The organism is Paenibacillus sp. VMFN-D1, assembly GCF_003386155.1.
Classification (GTDB): Bacteria; Bacillota; Bacilli; order Paenibacillales; family Paenibacillaceae; genus Paenibacillus_AQ; species Paenibacillus_AQ favisporus.
The window spans coordinates 377947-393779 of record NZ_QRDU01000004.1; the positions used below are offsets into that span (position 1 = coordinate 377947).

General features: G+C 55.7%; 11 protein-coding genes. All 11 read left to right on the forward strand.

Features of this window, described 5'->3' with window-relative positions; all coding sequences use genetic code 11:
* The first annotated feature begins 152 nt into the window (after window positions 1-152).
* A complete protein-coding gene (locus C7820_RS25565; protein ID WP_116233428.1) occupies window positions 153-1094 on the forward strand; it encodes an aldo/keto reductase family protein in 942 nt (313 codons plus the stop codon).
* A gap of 240 nt (window positions 1095-1334) precedes the next feature.
* A complete protein-coding gene (locus C7820_RS25570) occupies window positions 1335-3845 on the forward strand; it encodes a GH39 family glycosyl hydrolase (RefSeq protein ID WP_116233429.1) in 2511 nt (836 codons plus the stop codon).
* A 304-nt stretch (window positions 3846-4149) separates the two neighbouring features.
* Complete coding sequence (locus C7820_RS25575; protein ID WP_116233430.1) at window positions 4150-6435, forward strand: beta-glucosidase family protein; 2286 nt, start codon at window positions 4150-4152, stop codon at window positions 6433-6435.
* A 254-nt stretch (window positions 6436-6689) separates the two neighbouring features.
* Complete coding sequence (locus C7820_RS25580; RefSeq protein WP_116233431.1) at window positions 6690-8057, forward strand: glycoside-pentoside-hexuronide (GPH):cation symporter; 1368 nt, start codon at window positions 6690-6692, stop codon at window positions 8055-8057.
* Window positions 8058-8188: 131 nt separating this feature from the next.
* Window positions 8189-8596: a ribbon-helix-helix protein, CopG family gene (locus C7820_RS25585; protein ID WP_116233432.1), complete on the forward strand. Its 408-nt coding sequence runs from the start codon at window positions 8189-8191 to the stop codon at window positions 8594-8596.
* Window positions 8597-8746: 150 nt separating this feature from the next.
* Window positions 8747-9163, forward strand: a complete 417-nt coding sequence (locus C7820_RS25590; protein WP_076171861.1) for a MerR family transcriptional regulator — start codon at window positions 8747-8749, stop codon at window positions 9161-9163.
* Window positions 9164-9522: 359 nt separating this feature from the next.
* Window positions 9523-11481 (forward strand): methyl-accepting chemotaxis protein, encoded by a 1959-nt coding sequence (locus C7820_RS25595; protein ID WP_116233433.1) that lies wholly within the window; start codon window positions 9523-9525, stop codon window positions 11479-11481.
* A 183-nt stretch (window positions 11482-11664) separates the two neighbouring features.
* Window positions 11665-13236: a spore germination protein gene (locus C7820_RS25600; RefSeq protein WP_116233562.1), complete on the forward strand. Its 1572-nt coding sequence runs from the start codon at window positions 11665-11667 to the stop codon at window positions 13234-13236.
* A gap of 7 nt (window positions 13237-13243) precedes the next feature.
* Entirely contained in the window at window positions 13244-14431 is a 1188-nt protein-coding gene (locus tag C7820_RS25605; RefSeq protein ID WP_181909197.1) for a Ger(x)C family spore germination protein, read from the forward strand.
* Window positions 14424-14639 carry a hypothetical protein gene (locus tag C7820_RS25610; protein WP_116233435.1) on the forward strand — a complete coding sequence of 72 codons (216 nt, stop codon included), beginning with the start codon at window positions 14424-14426 and terminating at the stop codon, window positions 14637-14639. The genes C7820_RS25605 and C7820_RS25610 overlap by 8 nt, the downstream gene beginning before the upstream one ends.
* A gap of 30 nt (window positions 14640-14669) precedes the next feature.
* Entirely contained in the window at window positions 14670-15761 is a 1092-nt protein-coding gene (locus C7820_RS25615; protein WP_116233436.1) for a GerAB/ArcD/ProY family transporter, read from the forward strand.
* The last annotated feature ends 72 nt before the right edge of the window (window positions 15762-15833 follow it).

Here is a 15833-nt window from a genome sequence, read left to right on the forward strand (position 1 = left end):
ACGGAGCTTGCCACGGCGGCGACTTTTCTTCCCTGCGGGGGTTGTTTACAATAGTAGGGAAAGCCTAAATCGTCCTGCGGGCGGGCAGAAAACCTGCCTTAGGGCGGCCAATTGGGGAATCCCGATATGAACAAGGAGGCGCTGATGCAACGATGAAATACCGGAGACTGGGAAGAAGCGGACTGAAAGTGAGTGAAATCAGCCTGGGCAGCTGGCTGACTTACGGCGGATACGTGGAGCGTGAAAATGCGGTTCAGGCAATCCGGACGGCCTATGACGAGGGCGTAAATTTCTTTGACACGGCCAATGTGTATGAGCGGGGTGCGGCCGAGGAACTGTTGGGGCAGACGCTGAAGGCGTACCCGCGGGAGTCTTACGTGCTGGCAACCAAGGTGTTCGGAAAAATGGGGGACGGGCCCAACGACCAGGGACTGTCGCGGAAGCACATTATGGAGCAGTGCGACGCCAGCCTGAAGCGGCTGGGCCACGACTATGTGGACCTGTACTACTGTCACCGGTATGATGCCGATACGCCGATCGATGAAACGCTGCGGGCGCTGGATGACCTGGTTCGCCAGGGCAAGGTGCTGTACGTCGGCGTCAGCATGTGGACCGCGGCGCAGATGGAGGCCGCGCTCGGCACGGCTGACCGCTACCTGCTGGACCGCATCGTCGTAAACCAGCCGGTATACAATATGTTTCAGCGGGAGATCGAGCACGAGGTTATTCCGCTCGGCGAAGCGAAGGGTATCGGCCAGGTCGTCTACTCGCCGCTGGCGCAAGGTTTGCTGACAGGCAAATACACGGCGCCCGGCCAGGCTCCGGAAGGCAGCCGCGCAGCCAAGCTCGGCTGGAAGGAAGACCGCATCAGCGAAGAGAAGATCGCGAAGGTGCGCCAGTTGGAGAATGTCGCCGCCGAGCTGGACATCAAGGTAGGCCAGCTGGCCCTGGCCTGGATTCTGCGGCAGCCGAATGTGGCAAGCGCGCTGGTGGGGGCGAGCCGTCCGGAGCAGGTCACCGAGAACGTGAAGGCCTCGGGCATTGAGCTTTCGGCGGACGTGCTGGAACGGATCGAACAAATTTTGAACTCATAATGATCGAATAAGGCATGGCAAAGGCCGTCCTGCAGCGGGTATCCCGGTACCGCGCTGGGGGCGGTCTTTTTTTCTCCAGACCGAGAATATATCGCTCGTCTATGCCAACCGGATAACGGGAATGCTCTAGATACGCCAAGGGCCCCCGCCGGGCCGCAGCTTTACATCGGGCGGAGCAGCTTGTAAAGTAGTTCTACGTTGAATCTGTTGCGGCAAGAAAGCCAAGTGGAGGAAATCGGATTGAAACACAGATACGAGTTTATCGAACACCATGAGCATATGCCTTTTACGCTGTTCATCAACAGCATTGACCATATTCCGTTTCATTGGCATAAAGAGCTGGAGCTGATCTACGTCCTCAAAGGCTCGGTGGAAATTCATGTCGCCCAGGAGCGGCTGATTCTGCGGGAAGAGGATCTGCTGGTCATCAACAGCATGGACGTGCACAAAATCGACAAGACCGGCGAGGCCAACGTCCTGCTTACCCTGCAGGTCGATCCCGGCACGGTTCAGGCCCAGCCGCAGCAGTCCAAAAACCGGATCGACTGCAGCTCCGTGAACGCCCGGGGTGCGGACGAAGCCCGCTTTGCGCCCATCCGCTCCGGTCTTGCCCAAATGATGTGGGAGCTGAACAAGCGGGAGGACGGCTACGGCGACAAAGTGATGGGGCATCTGCATCTTTTGCTGGGCCAGCTGGTCCGATATTTCGCAACCGCGGAGCGGCTGGATGACAGCGCGAATGCGAGCGACGTGGATCTCGAGCGCCTTCGCCGGATCATTCAATACGTGGACGAGAACTACATGTACAAAATCAACCTGAACCAGATGGCCGAACAGGAGCATTTGAGCTTCTATTATTTTTCCCACTTTTTCAAAAGCAAGATCGGCATCTCCTTTCAGAAATATTTGACCCTCATCCGTTTGGAAAAAGCGGAGACGATGCTGAGGGAGACGACGAGCAACATTATCGACATCGCCGCGGACTGCGGGTTCGCCAATGTGAAGCTGTTTAACAAGAGCTTTAAGGAAAAAATGGGCGTGACGCCTTCCGAGTACCGGCAGAAGCATGAGCGGCAGAGCGGAGGAGCGGATGACAAGCATCTTCCTTTTACGAGAGATACATCGGAGAGCGGCTCCTACATCAAGGTCGATACGGTAAAAGTACTGGAGGGCTTGTACCGGCATCTGCCGCAGGTTGAAGCCGCGGCGCCGTCCGTGCCGCCCGCCCCTGCCCGGAGCGTTGAGGAGAGCCTCGTTCTGGATGCGGCCGCTCCCGGGGAATCGTACGAGCCTCACTGGAACCGGCTGCTTACGGCAGGAAGGGCAGCCGAAGGGCTGCGCGAGGACTGGCGGAAGCAGCTGGCAGAAATCCAGGCGGAGCAGCCGTTTCAATATATCCGGTTCCACGGTATTTTCAATGACGAGATGATGATATACGACGAATCCGAGGACGGGACTCCGCGGTACAATTGGAGTTATGCCGATGAGCTGTACGATTTTTTGCTGGGTCAAGGGATACGTCCCTTCGTTGAGCTCGGGTTTATGCCCGGCAGGCTGAAGCGTTCGGATGAGACCCTCTTTTGGTGGAAAGGGAACATATCGCCACCGAAGGATATGGCCAAGTGGTCGGAGCTCATCCGCCAGTTTGTCCGGCATCTGGTCAACCGCTACGGCATGGAAGAGGTGCGGCAGTGGTATTTTGAAGTGTGGAACGAGCCGGATGCCATCGAGATCTGCTGGTCGGGGACGAAGGAGGAATATTTCGAATTTTACGCCGCCACCGCGCAGGCGATCAAGTCGGTCTCCCCGGATCTCCGGGTCGGCGGGCCGGCGCTGAATTATATTACCGTGTGGGAGACGGACTGGATTCAGACCTTCCTGCAGTACTGCCACGAGCACCGGGTGGATATCGATTTCTTTTCCTTCCACAGCTATTCGGAATATTGGCCCGGGGACGAACACTCAGGTGGTCTATCCCATACACAGCCGCCGGAATTTTTTGTGGATACGATCCACAAGGTCCGCGAACGGATCGCCGATTCTCCGGCGGAGGCATTGGAGCTGCATCTGACGGAATGGAACTTTTCCTTGTATCCGCACAATCTGCTGCATGACACGATGTTCATGGCGCCGTTTATTATCAAAAACGCGGTCGATTCCATCGGCCTGCTGCAGTCGCTCGGGTTCTGGACGTTCACCGACATTTTTGAGGAGATGCGGGCGGGAGACAGCCCGTTTCACGGCGGATTCGGGCTGATCAGCATGCACGGGCTCAAGAAGCCCTCCTATTACGCTTTTGCGCTGCTGAACAAGCTCGGCCGCCGGATCTTGGCCAGAGGACCGTATTATATCGCGACCGAGGAGAACGGAGACATCCAGGTGCTGCTGTACAACTATACACATGTGGACAGCTTGTACGCCAAAGGCGAATGGTCGGGCATCAGCGAGCAAAACCGGTACAACGTGTTTGAAAGCAAGGAGGCGCTGGACGTCAGCCTCGACATTCGCGGTTTGCAGGGGGATTACAAGGTGTCGCACTACACCCTGGACAGGGAGCACGGATCGGTGTTTGACGCATGGCAGGCGATGGGAGCGCCGGACTTTCCCAGTAAGGATGAGGTCGCCTATCTGCGCGGCCAAAGCGGGCCCGACTTGAAGGTGTCCCAAATCCGGGACACTTCTTCCTATACCGTTCGGGTCACCGTACCGCCGCACGGCGTGCAGCTGATCACGCTCCATAAACAGTATTGAACACAGCTCCGAAATTTCCCGTTCCTGTGCCGGACGGAAATTCGGGGCTGTTCGCGATATGCCTGCAGCAGCGGTGGATGACCGCAAAAAAAGGGGTGCTTTTAGGCAAAAGAGAACAAGAACGGGCTTTGGCTTCAGGGTTAGAATGAGAACAAGCAGTCATTTGCTGATTCTGCAAACGTCTACATGGAATGATCTAAAGAAATGGATGTTATAGGCCCGATGGGACCGTAATATAACAGGAAGTTTCATGCAAAACTTTAGTTCGTCTATGTACAATCCATGATTAAAGGAATGAGTCATCATGAATACATCCATAGATAAGCTGCTGAAATCGCTGACCCTGGAAGAGAAAGCGACGCTCGTCGCGGGAGCCGACATGTGGAAGACGCAAGAGATTGAACGGGCGGGCGTTCCGTCCATTACGATGTTTGACGGTACCAACGGCGTCCGCAAGCCCGGAAGCACGCAGGAAATGGGATTGTTTTCGGAAAATATGCCTGCGACCTGCTATCCGACCGGCGTGGCGCTGGGGTCCACCTGGAACACGGAGCTCATTGAGGAAGTGGGCGAAGCTCTCGGCCGGGAAAGTCTGGCGCTGGATACGCAGATTCTGCTTGGACCCGGCGTCAATATGAAGCGTTCTCCGCTTGGCGGACGGAACTTCGAGTATTATTCCGAGGACCCGGTGCTGACCGGAGAGCTGGGCGCGGCCATGGTGAACGGGCTGCAGCGCATGGGCGTCGGCGCATCGGTCAAGCATTTTGCCGGCAACAATCAGGAGACCGAGAAGATGGTTTCAAATTCCGTTGTGGATGAACGCACCCTGCGGGAAATCTACTTGACCGCGTTTGAAATCATCGTCAAGAAGGCGAATCCTTGGACGGTGATGACCTCGTACAACCTGCTGAATGGTACCTATACCAGCGAGCATGATTTTCTGCTGCGCCAGGTGCTGCGCGAAGAATGGGGCTATGACGGGGTCGTCATGTCGGACTGGACGGCCGTCCACGACCGCCTGAAGAGCCTGCGGGCCGGGCTTGACCTGGAAATGCCGGGACCGGCGAAATACAACGCCGTGAAGCTGGTTTCCGCCGTTAAGAGCGGCGAGCTGGACGAGAGCGTGCTGGATGCGTCCGTGCGGCGCATGCTGGAGCTGGTCGCCAAGGTCACCGCCGCAGCCGGCAGCAAGGAGGCGCGGCAGCCTTGGGACGTGGACGCGCACCATGAGCTGGCGCGCCGGGCCGCAGCGGAGAGCATCGTTCTCCTGAAGAACGAGAACGGCATCCTGCCGCTTGCGGCCGGGAAGCTCCGCCGGCTGGCCGTCATTGGCCAGAAGGCCAAGAAGCCGCGCTACCAGGGCGGCGGCAGCGCACGGGTTACGCCAACCCGACTGGACATCCCGTACGATGAAATCGCGGCGATGGTTGGCGGGGAGGACCATCTGGCGTACGCGGAAGGGTACCGCAACGACAACGAGCCGGACGACGCTCTGATCGAAGAGAGCGTGCGGCTGGCCAGCCAGGCCGGAGCGGCTGTCCTTTTCGTCGGCCAGCCTGAAGGCACGGAATCCGAAGGTTACGACAGCAAGACGATCGACCTGCCGCCGGCCCAGGTGAAGCTGATCCAGGAAGTTGCCGCGGCTCAGCCGAACTGTATCGTCGTTCTGTGCAACGGTACGGCAGTGGCGATGCAGGAATGGATCGGCGGCGTGCCGGCCGTGCTGGAGATGTGGCTGTCCGGACAGGGCAGCGGCCGGGCCGTGGCGGACATCCTGTTTGGGCGGGTGAACCCTTCCGGCAAGCTGTCCGAGACGTTCCCGGTGAAGCTGTCAGACACGCCGTCCTACCTTACATTCGGCGACGGCAACCAGCAGGCGGTGTACAGCGAAGGGATTTTTACCGGTTACCGCTATTACGACAAAAAGGAGCTTGAGCCGCTGTTCCCGTTCGGCCACGGCTTGTCCTACACGTCATTTGAGTACGGCGGCCTGCGCGCCCGCACTGCCGGCGGGGTGACGACGGTCGAAGTGGATATCCGTAACGCGGGTGATCGCGCGGGTCAGGAAGTCGTCCAGCTCTATGTTCAGGACGAAGAGAGCCGCCTGATCCGGCCGGTCAAGGAGCTGAAAGGCTTCTGCAAATTGCAGCTGGAGCCCGGGGAAACGAAGACTGCCGTCTTTACGCTGACCCCGCGGGACTTCTCTTACTATGATCCCAAGCGGGGGCAATGGGTGGCGGAAAGCGGCTGGTTCACGCTCATGGCCGGCAGCTCCTCTGCGGATATCCGTGCGACGGTACGGGTAGACATGGCTTTTGAGGCGCAGCGGAGTCCAAGTCTGCACCGGTACAGCCTTCTTTGCGACTGGATGGCGGAGCCCCGGTCCCGGGAAGTGCTGGAGCGGTTTATGGAGCGTATGAACGGGCAAATTTCCGATCCGATTTCGCTAAGCGAACAGTCGCTTGAGTTTCTTGGTGACTTTCCGCTCATCAAGCTGATCCAGCTGTACGGTCAGGAAATGCTGATTGAGCGCTCGCCTGAATCGATGGTCGACGAGCTGCTCGCTTCGGTTCACCAGGCGAAGGTTTAAGCACAGCCCATAACGTTCACTCTATAAGGTACAGCTGTTCATTGGAACGGCTGTACCTTTTTTGCGCTCTTCGGGTAACATGATTCCCCTAACTGCGCCGGTATGCGGATGCGTCCGGACCGGTTCAACAAAAAACGTGAAGGTTCTGAGCAAAAAACGCGATGAAAGCGATATCAAGCGTTTCCTATAATTGAATATATCAGGAGCTCACCTAAACATCCTGAATGAAGAATTTTTGAAAGTGGGGCAATCACATGGGAGCTAAAACATCAGCGGCATCAGTGTACGGCAAGCTCAGCTCGTTCAGAATGATGGGATACGGGCTGGGCGACGCGGCCAACAACTTCGTGTGGGGCATGACGTCGGTCTACCTGATGTTCTTCTACACGGACGTCTACGGCATCAGCCCGGCGGCCGTCGCATCGCTGTTTCTGGTCGCCCGGTTCTTGGATGCCATTTTTGACCCGATCATCGGGATGATCGTCGATAAAACGAATTCAAGATGGGGACGCTTCAGACCTTATTTATTGTTCGGCAGCATTCCGCTGTCGGTTATGTTCGTATTATGCTTCTCGACGCCGGATATGGGGAACACCGGTAAACTGGTTTATGCGTACGTGACTTATATTTTGCTCGGATTTCTGTATTCCCTGGTCAACATTCCTTATTCGGCCATGTCGCCTGTCATTACACAGGATCAGAGAGACCGCACGAAGCTGATGACATACCGCATGATCTTCGCCAACGTGGCGACGCTCATCGTATCGTATGCCACCAGCCCATTAGCCAGCTGGTTCGGCGGCGACAACACCGCCAAAGGCTATCAATACACGGTGGGGCTGTACGCCATCGTAGCGATCGTGCTGCTGCTGGGCTGCTTCAAGAGCACGCAGGAGCGGATTCCGATCCAGAAGGAAGTCAGCACCAAGGGCGGATTGAAAACGTTAGCGAAAAACAGACCGCTGCTGCTCTCCTCCTTTGCCATGATGCTGAGCGGCGGAGCCAATACGATTTTCTTCGCCATTCCGGCGTATTATTTCAAATATAATGTAGGCCGGGAGGACCTGGCGGCGTATTACATCCCGGTGGTCCTCCTGATGGGCATGATCGGCATGGCCTGCGTTCCATTTGTGGAAAAGAGAATCGGCAAGAAAAACACGCTTCAGCTCGCCTTTTTGATCACGATCGTCGGCAGCGTGTGTCTGTACTTTACGAGCTACAGCAGCATTACGCTGATCTTTATCTTCTCGGCTTTGATCGGATTGACCCTCACCGTGCCGTGGGTCGTCGGCTGGACGATGGCGGCGGACTCGGTTGACTACGGCGAATGGAAAACCGGGGTCCGGGCCGAGGGCATCAGCTACGCTTCCTTCAGTTTCGCCCAGAAGGTCGCGACGGCGCTTGCCGGCTCGCTCTCTGGTATTCTGCTTACGCTGACCGGGTATGTGGCTAACCAGGCACAGACGATTACCGCGCTGCACGGCATCGCTTTTTCGCTCACGCTGGCTCCGGCCATTCTGACACTGGGCGCGATGGTCCTGATCTTCTTCTATAATTTGACGGACCGCAAATACGCCGAAATCATTCAGGAGCTGGAACAGCGCAAAGCGCAGCAGGCTTAAATTACGATGCAGCTGAATAAGGCAGTCAATCTTAGGGTTGGCTGCCTTGTTTTTGCTATTTGTGTTGACAATGTGTACACATCGTGTATAAAATCGTACGTATATGGATGCCAAAATAGGAGGAACGACCAATGGATTCAAGCTTGCATATCCGTCTCCCGAAAGAGCTGAAAGAAAGCTTTCAGCAGGCGGCAAAGGATAATCATAAGGATACTTCCACCCTGGTCAGGGACTGGATTGCCGATTATGTCGCCGAGCACCGCAAAACCGACGAAGAAACGGCGGCTGATTTGTATGTGGCGGGTTTCCGGCTGCAGCAGGAGCTGGGAGGGAGGGAGCAGATCGATAAGGACTTTGTAAAGCAGCTTCAGGAGTTCTCTCTAACGGATCAAAAACAATTCACGCACCGCATCCTCTCGATGTATCTGGAACACGATCTGACCGTTCCCGCGATTGTTCAGAAGCTTCATGGCGGGTTTGCTTATTCCCAAATGTTTTTGCTTGGTTTGATCGGAGAAAAACCGAAGGACAGCGTTTAGTGCTTTTCTGCCCCCTATTCATGAGCGCCTGACGGCGTTTCAATTGTTTTCTCATTTGCCTTGAGTCTCCCGCCTGCCGCTCTCCGCGCATTGGCATTCCGCCGGGGAGAACGATATACTTGGGGGAGAACCTTGAATGGGAGGAACGGAATGGACTGGCTTAAAATTGACGATGTGGCGAAGGAAACCGGCCTGACCAAGCGCACGATCCGCTACTATGAGGAAATCGGCCTGATCAAATCACCCGAGCGCTCGGACGGAGGCATGCGTTTATATACAGAAGATGACGTGCAGCATTTGAAAAATATCGTGTTGGCCCGCAAGGTGCTCGGCTTTTCTCTGCAGGAGATTCAAGAGTATTTGCAGATTCATGAGCAGGTGGAGCTCCACCGCAGCAAGTTTTCGTCCTCGTCCGACGACGACCAGCGCACGGCTGAGCTCGAGCAGATGGGGGAAGCGGTTACCAAGCAGATCGGCCTGCTGGACGTCAAAATCCAGGAGATCGCCCGCGTTCGGGAAGAGCTCGTGGCGCTGCAGGAACGGATTACGAACGCGTTAAAACGATAGTTTGCCTTCAGAGGCAAACAGCGATGACTTTATTTACCGGGAGTCAATAATCAGCAGTGAGTCGGCAAGCAGTCTGGGTGCATAGCACCAGGCTGTTTTTTTGTGCAAAACGCCGTATCCCTCGGAGAAAATGCCCTTGACTCTATCGGATGAATGACGCCTGGGAAATGCCTTTACTAGTTCTTATTACCTATTGATAAGTTCAAAATTTTTAAAGAAAATGGATATATGTAGAAATGTTATGGGGATGAGCGAGAACAATCTATGATAATATGCTCATATAGACCGTGACTCAAGTAACAAATTTGAGGGTGGGAGATACAGATTACCCAGTAGAAAGGAAAGTGCTAGTGAAACGAATGTCGCTGTCCATTAAACGAAAATTGCTGGTATCGTATCTCGTCGTACTGATCATTCCCAGCGTCATGATCGGAATGCTGTCTTACCAGTCGGCCAAGGGGAAAATTGAGGGAACGCTGATGACCAGCGCTCTGGAGAGCAGCCAATCCGCTGACCGGATCATCACGCAGAACATCCAGGCCAAGGTGGATGATCTCGCTTACCTGATTCAGCAGCCTTATGTAGCCAGTGCTGAAAGCGATCCCACCGGCAAGGGAGGCGAGCTCAAAGCTCAGCTGAGGCAGTATCTCACCCTGCATAAGGAGGTCAAGGATATATTGCTGGGCACAGATAGCGGCGATTTCGTCCGGGCCTCCGAGGACCCGCTGCCGGAACGGTACGATGTCCGCAAGCAGGACTGGTATATCCGGGCGATCAAGCAGGGGAAGGGCGCGACCATCTCGCCTGTGTTTAAAGCGGCCAACGGCCAAGTGTCCGCTTCCATCGCCCAGATGCTCCCATCAGGCAAAGGCGTCATGTCGATCGAGCTCAATCTGGATACGATTCGCAGCCTGACCCAAATGAAGCTGGGCAAGGACGGATACATCGTGATCGTCGATACGGCAAAAAACTATGTGGTGCATCCGGACAAGACGGGGGAACCCGCGGAAGAAGTGGTGACCAAGCATCTGTTTGCCGGCCAAGAAGGAACATTCAGCTATACATACGAAAATGAGAAGAAGCGGGCGTCCTTCACGACGAACGAGCTCACCGGGTGGAAAATAGCCGGAACGATGTACGACAAAGAGGTGGCCGGTGCCGTCAGCGGTATCCGCAACACGGTGATCCTGGTCATTTCGATATCCATTCTGGCCGCCCTGGCCATCATCCTGTTCAATATCCGCTCGATCATTAAGCCGATTTCTGCGCTCACCTTGGCGACCGAGCGCATCAGCAAGGGGGATTTGCGGGAGGATCTGGACACGGCGAAGAGGGACGAGATCGGCAATCTCAGCCGTCACTTCCAGACGATGGTGGACAATCTCCGCACCATGATCGTCAGTGTCCAGGAAATCACGGATCACGTGAACGCGTCTGCCAAGGGGCTGGCTGCAGGCGCTGATCAGACGACCAAAGCGATCGAGCATGTGACCGAAGCTATCCAGGAGGTCGCCGCCGGAAGTGAGCAGCAGCTTCGCAGTGTGGAGCAGAGCATGGTGAGCATGGAGGTCATGTCCAAGGAGTCTGAGCGGATTCGGGCCAACATGGACGATGTCATGCAGACGATGCAGCGGACGACCCAGTCGGCGGAAGAAGGCAACGCGGCCGTGATCAGCGTCACGGACAAAATCCAGAGCATCCACGAGACGGTCAGCGACCTCGACGGCATCGTGGATACGATGAACGAGCGTACTTCCCAAATCGGCGAAATCGTCAATTTGATCACAGGCATTGCCCAGCAGACCCACCTCTTGGCGCTGAACGCGTCGATCGAGGCGGCCAGGGCCGGAGAGCATGGACGGGGCTTCGCGGTCGTCGCCATCGAGGTGCGGAAGCTGTCGGAGCAGTCGGAGCAATCGGCCCAGCGGATCGAGACGCTCGTCAGCGGCATGAAGGGTGAGATGACACGGATTCTGTCCGCCATGAACGATGCGAAGACGAGGGTGTCCGAGGGCATCGAAGCGGTGGATTTGACAGGACGATCGTTCACGCGGATCCGCAAGGCCGTCAAAGGAGCCAGCGCGGACATCGCCTCGGCCGCCGAGGCTTCGCGCTCGCTTGCGCAGAGCGGCGAAAGCGTCGAACAGTCGATTCGGCTCATTCAGGGGTATTCGGAAGCAGCTGCAGGCAACACACAGGCCGTATCGGCTTCCGCCCAGGAACAGCTTGCCTCCATTGAGGAGATTGCCTCTTCGGCGGCCAGTCTGAACAAGCTGGCTGAGCAGCTGCTCGAGCAGGTCGCACAATTTAAAATCTAATAGGCAGGCGCCACCCGAAGCTGCAAGCGGGTGGCGCCTTTTTTGTACATTCCCCGAGCCATCCACATAATTTATCCATTTCTGGCACAACCTACGGTTAAATTCCTTCTTGCTGGCAAGGAGCGGAAATCGAGGTGACTAGTGGAGATGAAAAAAGGCGATGCAACACCGGATAAGCCGCGTATGGCCCTTCCAACAGGAAGGGCACTGGGTCTGCCGTCTCCTTCGTTGGATAAGGTGCCGATCCAGAAGGATCTGAAAGTCAATACGGAGATGCTGAAGGATATCTTCGATGACTGCTCGGACATGGTCTACCGGAGCATGGAGGTTGCCCCGGGCGTTGAGGGCCTGCTCGTATACGTGGAAGGGATCGTGTTCTCCGAAGAACTTCAGATCCATATGATTCAGCCCATTATCCAGGGATTGGTGCGCCTAAAGAATGAGGGGGACGAGAGCAAGGAGCAAGACCCTGATCTGGAACCATTGGAAAATACGCGCGTATCCCTGTCCCAGGTCAACAGCGCCACCATGTGGGGGGATGTCATCGAGGGGCTGATGAATTCCAGCGCGGTCGTCCTGGTAGACGGGTATTCGGAAGCCCACCTGTTCAATGTGAAGGGCGGATTGCGCCGAACCGTATCCGAGCCGGAGACCGAAGCGGTCATCCGCGGGCCGCGCGAAGGATTTACGGAGATGCTTCGCGTCAATACAGCGCTGCTTCGTTTCAAAATTAAGTCCCCGAGGCTGAAGATGAAGAGTATCGTTCTCGGGACAGAGACCAAAACGGATGTGGTCATTTCGTACATCGAGGGACTGGCGAATCCCAAGATGATCCGGGACGTCGAGAAGCGGCTCAAGGACATTGAAATCGACGGAATATTGGAATCCGGGTATATCGAGGAGATGATCGAGGATCATCCGTTTTCGCCTTTTCCCCAGCTCCAGTACACCGAGCGCCCCGACACCGCAGCGGCTCAGCTGCTGGAGGGACGTTTTGCCATATTCACGGACGGTACGCCGTTCGTTCTCATCGGTCCGGTGACCTTTTTCCAACTGATGCAGGCGAGCGAGGATTATTACGAGCGGTACTTCATCACGAACTTCGTCCGGTGGATCCGGTATTTATTCGTGTTTATCGCCCTCTTCCTACCTGCATTGTATATTGCTACGACGACCTATCATCAGGACATGCTTCCTTCGACCCTGGTGCTCAGCATCGCGGCTGCCCGGGAGGCAATTCCGTTTCCTGCGGTCGTCGAGGCGCTCATTATGGAGATTTCCTTTGAGGCCTTGCGCGAGGCAGGCGTAAGGCTCCCGAAAACCGTCGGCCAGGCAGTCAGCATCCTGGGGGCACTCGTTATCGGTCAGGCTGCGGTCGAAGCCGGCATCGTATCGGCCCCGATGGTCATTATCGTGTCGATGACGGGGATCGCCTCCTTTACGATTCCGCGCTTCAACCTGGCCATCACGGTCCGCCTGCTGCGGTTTCCGCTGATGATTCTGGCCGGGGTGCTCGGATTGTTCGGCATCGTGCTGGGCACGGTCTGGATTCTGGTCCACGTGACCCAATTGACCTCCTTTGGCGTGCCGTATATGTCCGGCATCAGCCCTTTCCATGTCCAGGATAACAAGGACGTGTTCGTTCGCGCCCCATGGTGGAAGATGAAGCGGCGCCCATCCTGGGCATCGAAAAAAGACCGGGTGCGCGAGAAGAAGGAGATCAACGGTACCCCGCAATCAAACAAGGTGTGGTGATATGGACATGATCAAGAAATGGGCGGTAGCCGGTTTACTGCTCCTGAGCCCGCTTGCGCTGGCCGGCTGCTGGGACCGTAAAGAAATCAACGACATTGCCTTCGTCATCGGATCTTCCGTCGACAAGGAAAACGGGCTGTACCGAAGTGCCCTCCAGATCGCCCTGCCGGGGAATTTAGGCGGGGCAGGCAGCAAAGGCGGCGGCGGAGGCACCAGCGGCGGAAAGTCCTACTACCTGGAATCGAAAACGGGCATTACGCTGCGCAGCGCCAATATGGAAATCCAGGCCGGCAACTCCCGGAACCTTTCCTTCTCCCTCCGCCGCGTGCTGCTTATCGGCGAGGAATTCGCCAGGGACGGCATTGCACCAATGCTGGACCAATTTGCCCGGATTCCTCAGAATCGCCTGTCATCGCTGGTGGCGGTGACAAGCGGAGCAGCGTACAAAATTTTGGACGCCGATGCGCCGATGGAGCAATTCTCCAGCGAGATGATCCGGGAGCTGATCAACGAATTCACGAAAAGGCCCGATTCGCTGAAACAGCTGGTTAACACACTTATGACCGATGGCGTGGACGTGGCACTTCCGTTCCTGTCTATTCAAGAGGCAGTGCCGCCGGGCGTGGGAACGTCCAAAAATAATATCCAGGTTACGGGCCTGGCCCTTTTTGATGAAGACAAGTTCGTGGGAGCCCTGGAAGGACAGGAGGGCAAAATCATTAACCTGGCCATGAATCAGGCTCCCTCCCCGGACATTATCGTCGACGGGCCCGGAGGCAAGGGCCACATTTCCATTCGCTTCAGCGAAAATGAGGCCAAGCTGAAACCGGTTGTCCGCGGCAACGATATCACGATGACCATCGAAATTTACGCCAAGGGCGCCGTGTACGAAAATGACTCAAACAGCATTATCAGCGATGAGCATAGCCTCCGGGACCTGGAGCGCCGGGCCAGCGAGGAGATTGTCGATAAAGTGCAGCTCGCCATGCGTTCTCTGCAGCATAAATACAATTCGGATATTCTGGGATTCGGCAGGACGATCTACGAGCACGACCCGAAGGCATGGCAGAGATTTAAGGGCAATTGGAAGAAAGTATATCCCGAGGTCAGGGTTATCGTAAAACCTGAGCTTCATATCGAGAATATCGGAGCCGTCGGCAAGCCCTTCGGCAGAAAGGAAATCAGGAATGATTAAGCTTCTGGGGCTGTATATCTTGGCCGCTATATTGGTAATCCTGATTGATCGGAAGGTCATGCGCGACATTCCGGGGATTAACCGCTGGATGGCCTATATTCTGCTCGCAGGCGGGTTCGGAATATGGGCCTACTGCCTGCAGTTTGGCCACGTCGTGTACGGATCGGTGCTGGCGGGACATTATCTCGACAAATTCGTTCCTTTTTGAATGTGAAATCGCAATAAAGGAGGCAGGGCTGTGAATAAAGTGACGAACCGGCAGTTTAGGATGCTCGGAATTACCTACATCTTGAACACCACATTAATCCACGTACCGAGTGAGCTGGCCAATTATGCCAAGCAGCACGCCTACCTGTCCTTTTTTCCGGCGGGAATCGTCGTTGCGCTGATGTTTCTGCTGCTGTCCAAAAGCGCCAAGCGGTTCCCCGGCAAGGACCTGTTCCAATCCCTGAACGGACGGTATAAAGTGATCGGAAGAGTGATTACCATCCTGTACCTGATATTTTTCTTTATCATCCTGGCCAGAGATATCCGTATGGTTGCTGACTTTACCAATGTCGTCCTGCTGCCGCTCACGCCGATCTTCATCATTTCTATTGCGATCACGGCGACGGTGATTTATATTGCCAGAGGAGGCGTGCAGACGGTGATGGGCATTGCCGACCTGTATGGGCCGATGATGACAACGGTGGTCCTCATCATACCGTTTATCGTTGCCAAGGATTTTGATTTCAGCTATATCAAGCCTTACTTTTATGTCGATTGGGCGGGCGTCGGCAAAGGGAGCTGGGTCGTCTTTTCTTACCTGGGCCAGATCTTGGCGCTCCCGTTCATCTTCTCAAGCAAAGATTACCGGATCCGTGACGGGATGTACGCTTTGATCCTGTCGACAGGGCTGCTGCTGCTGATCGTCATTATGATTTCGCTGCTGGTGGGCGTGCCCATTGCCGAAAGCCTGATGTACCCGTCTTACGAAATGTCCCGGCAGATTAAAATAACGGATTTCCTCGACCGGTTCGACATGCTGCTCGTTGGCCTCTGGTTTCCGGCGGTTCTGCTGAATATCGCCACCAGCTTGTTCATCATTTGTTACGGATTAAAAACGATGATCCCGCAGATTTCCGGAAAAATGATGACCTCGCCCATCGGGTTATTCGCCGTGGTCACCGCATTCTGGATCTATCCCAATTCGATCGAAGTGTTCCGGTTCGACAGAGAGTGGACGGTCGTGGCCTTGGTGTTCGTCATCGTGCTGCCGATCTTCATCTTTTTGTTCCATCGGCCGCATCGAAAGCCCCGGATGCAGGAACCCCGGGAGGACGCTACCTGACCCACCTGCCGGCAAAAATAAAACAGGCTCTTTCGGTTAGATTAGAGGGAATAAAAGTGATACAATAGAAGG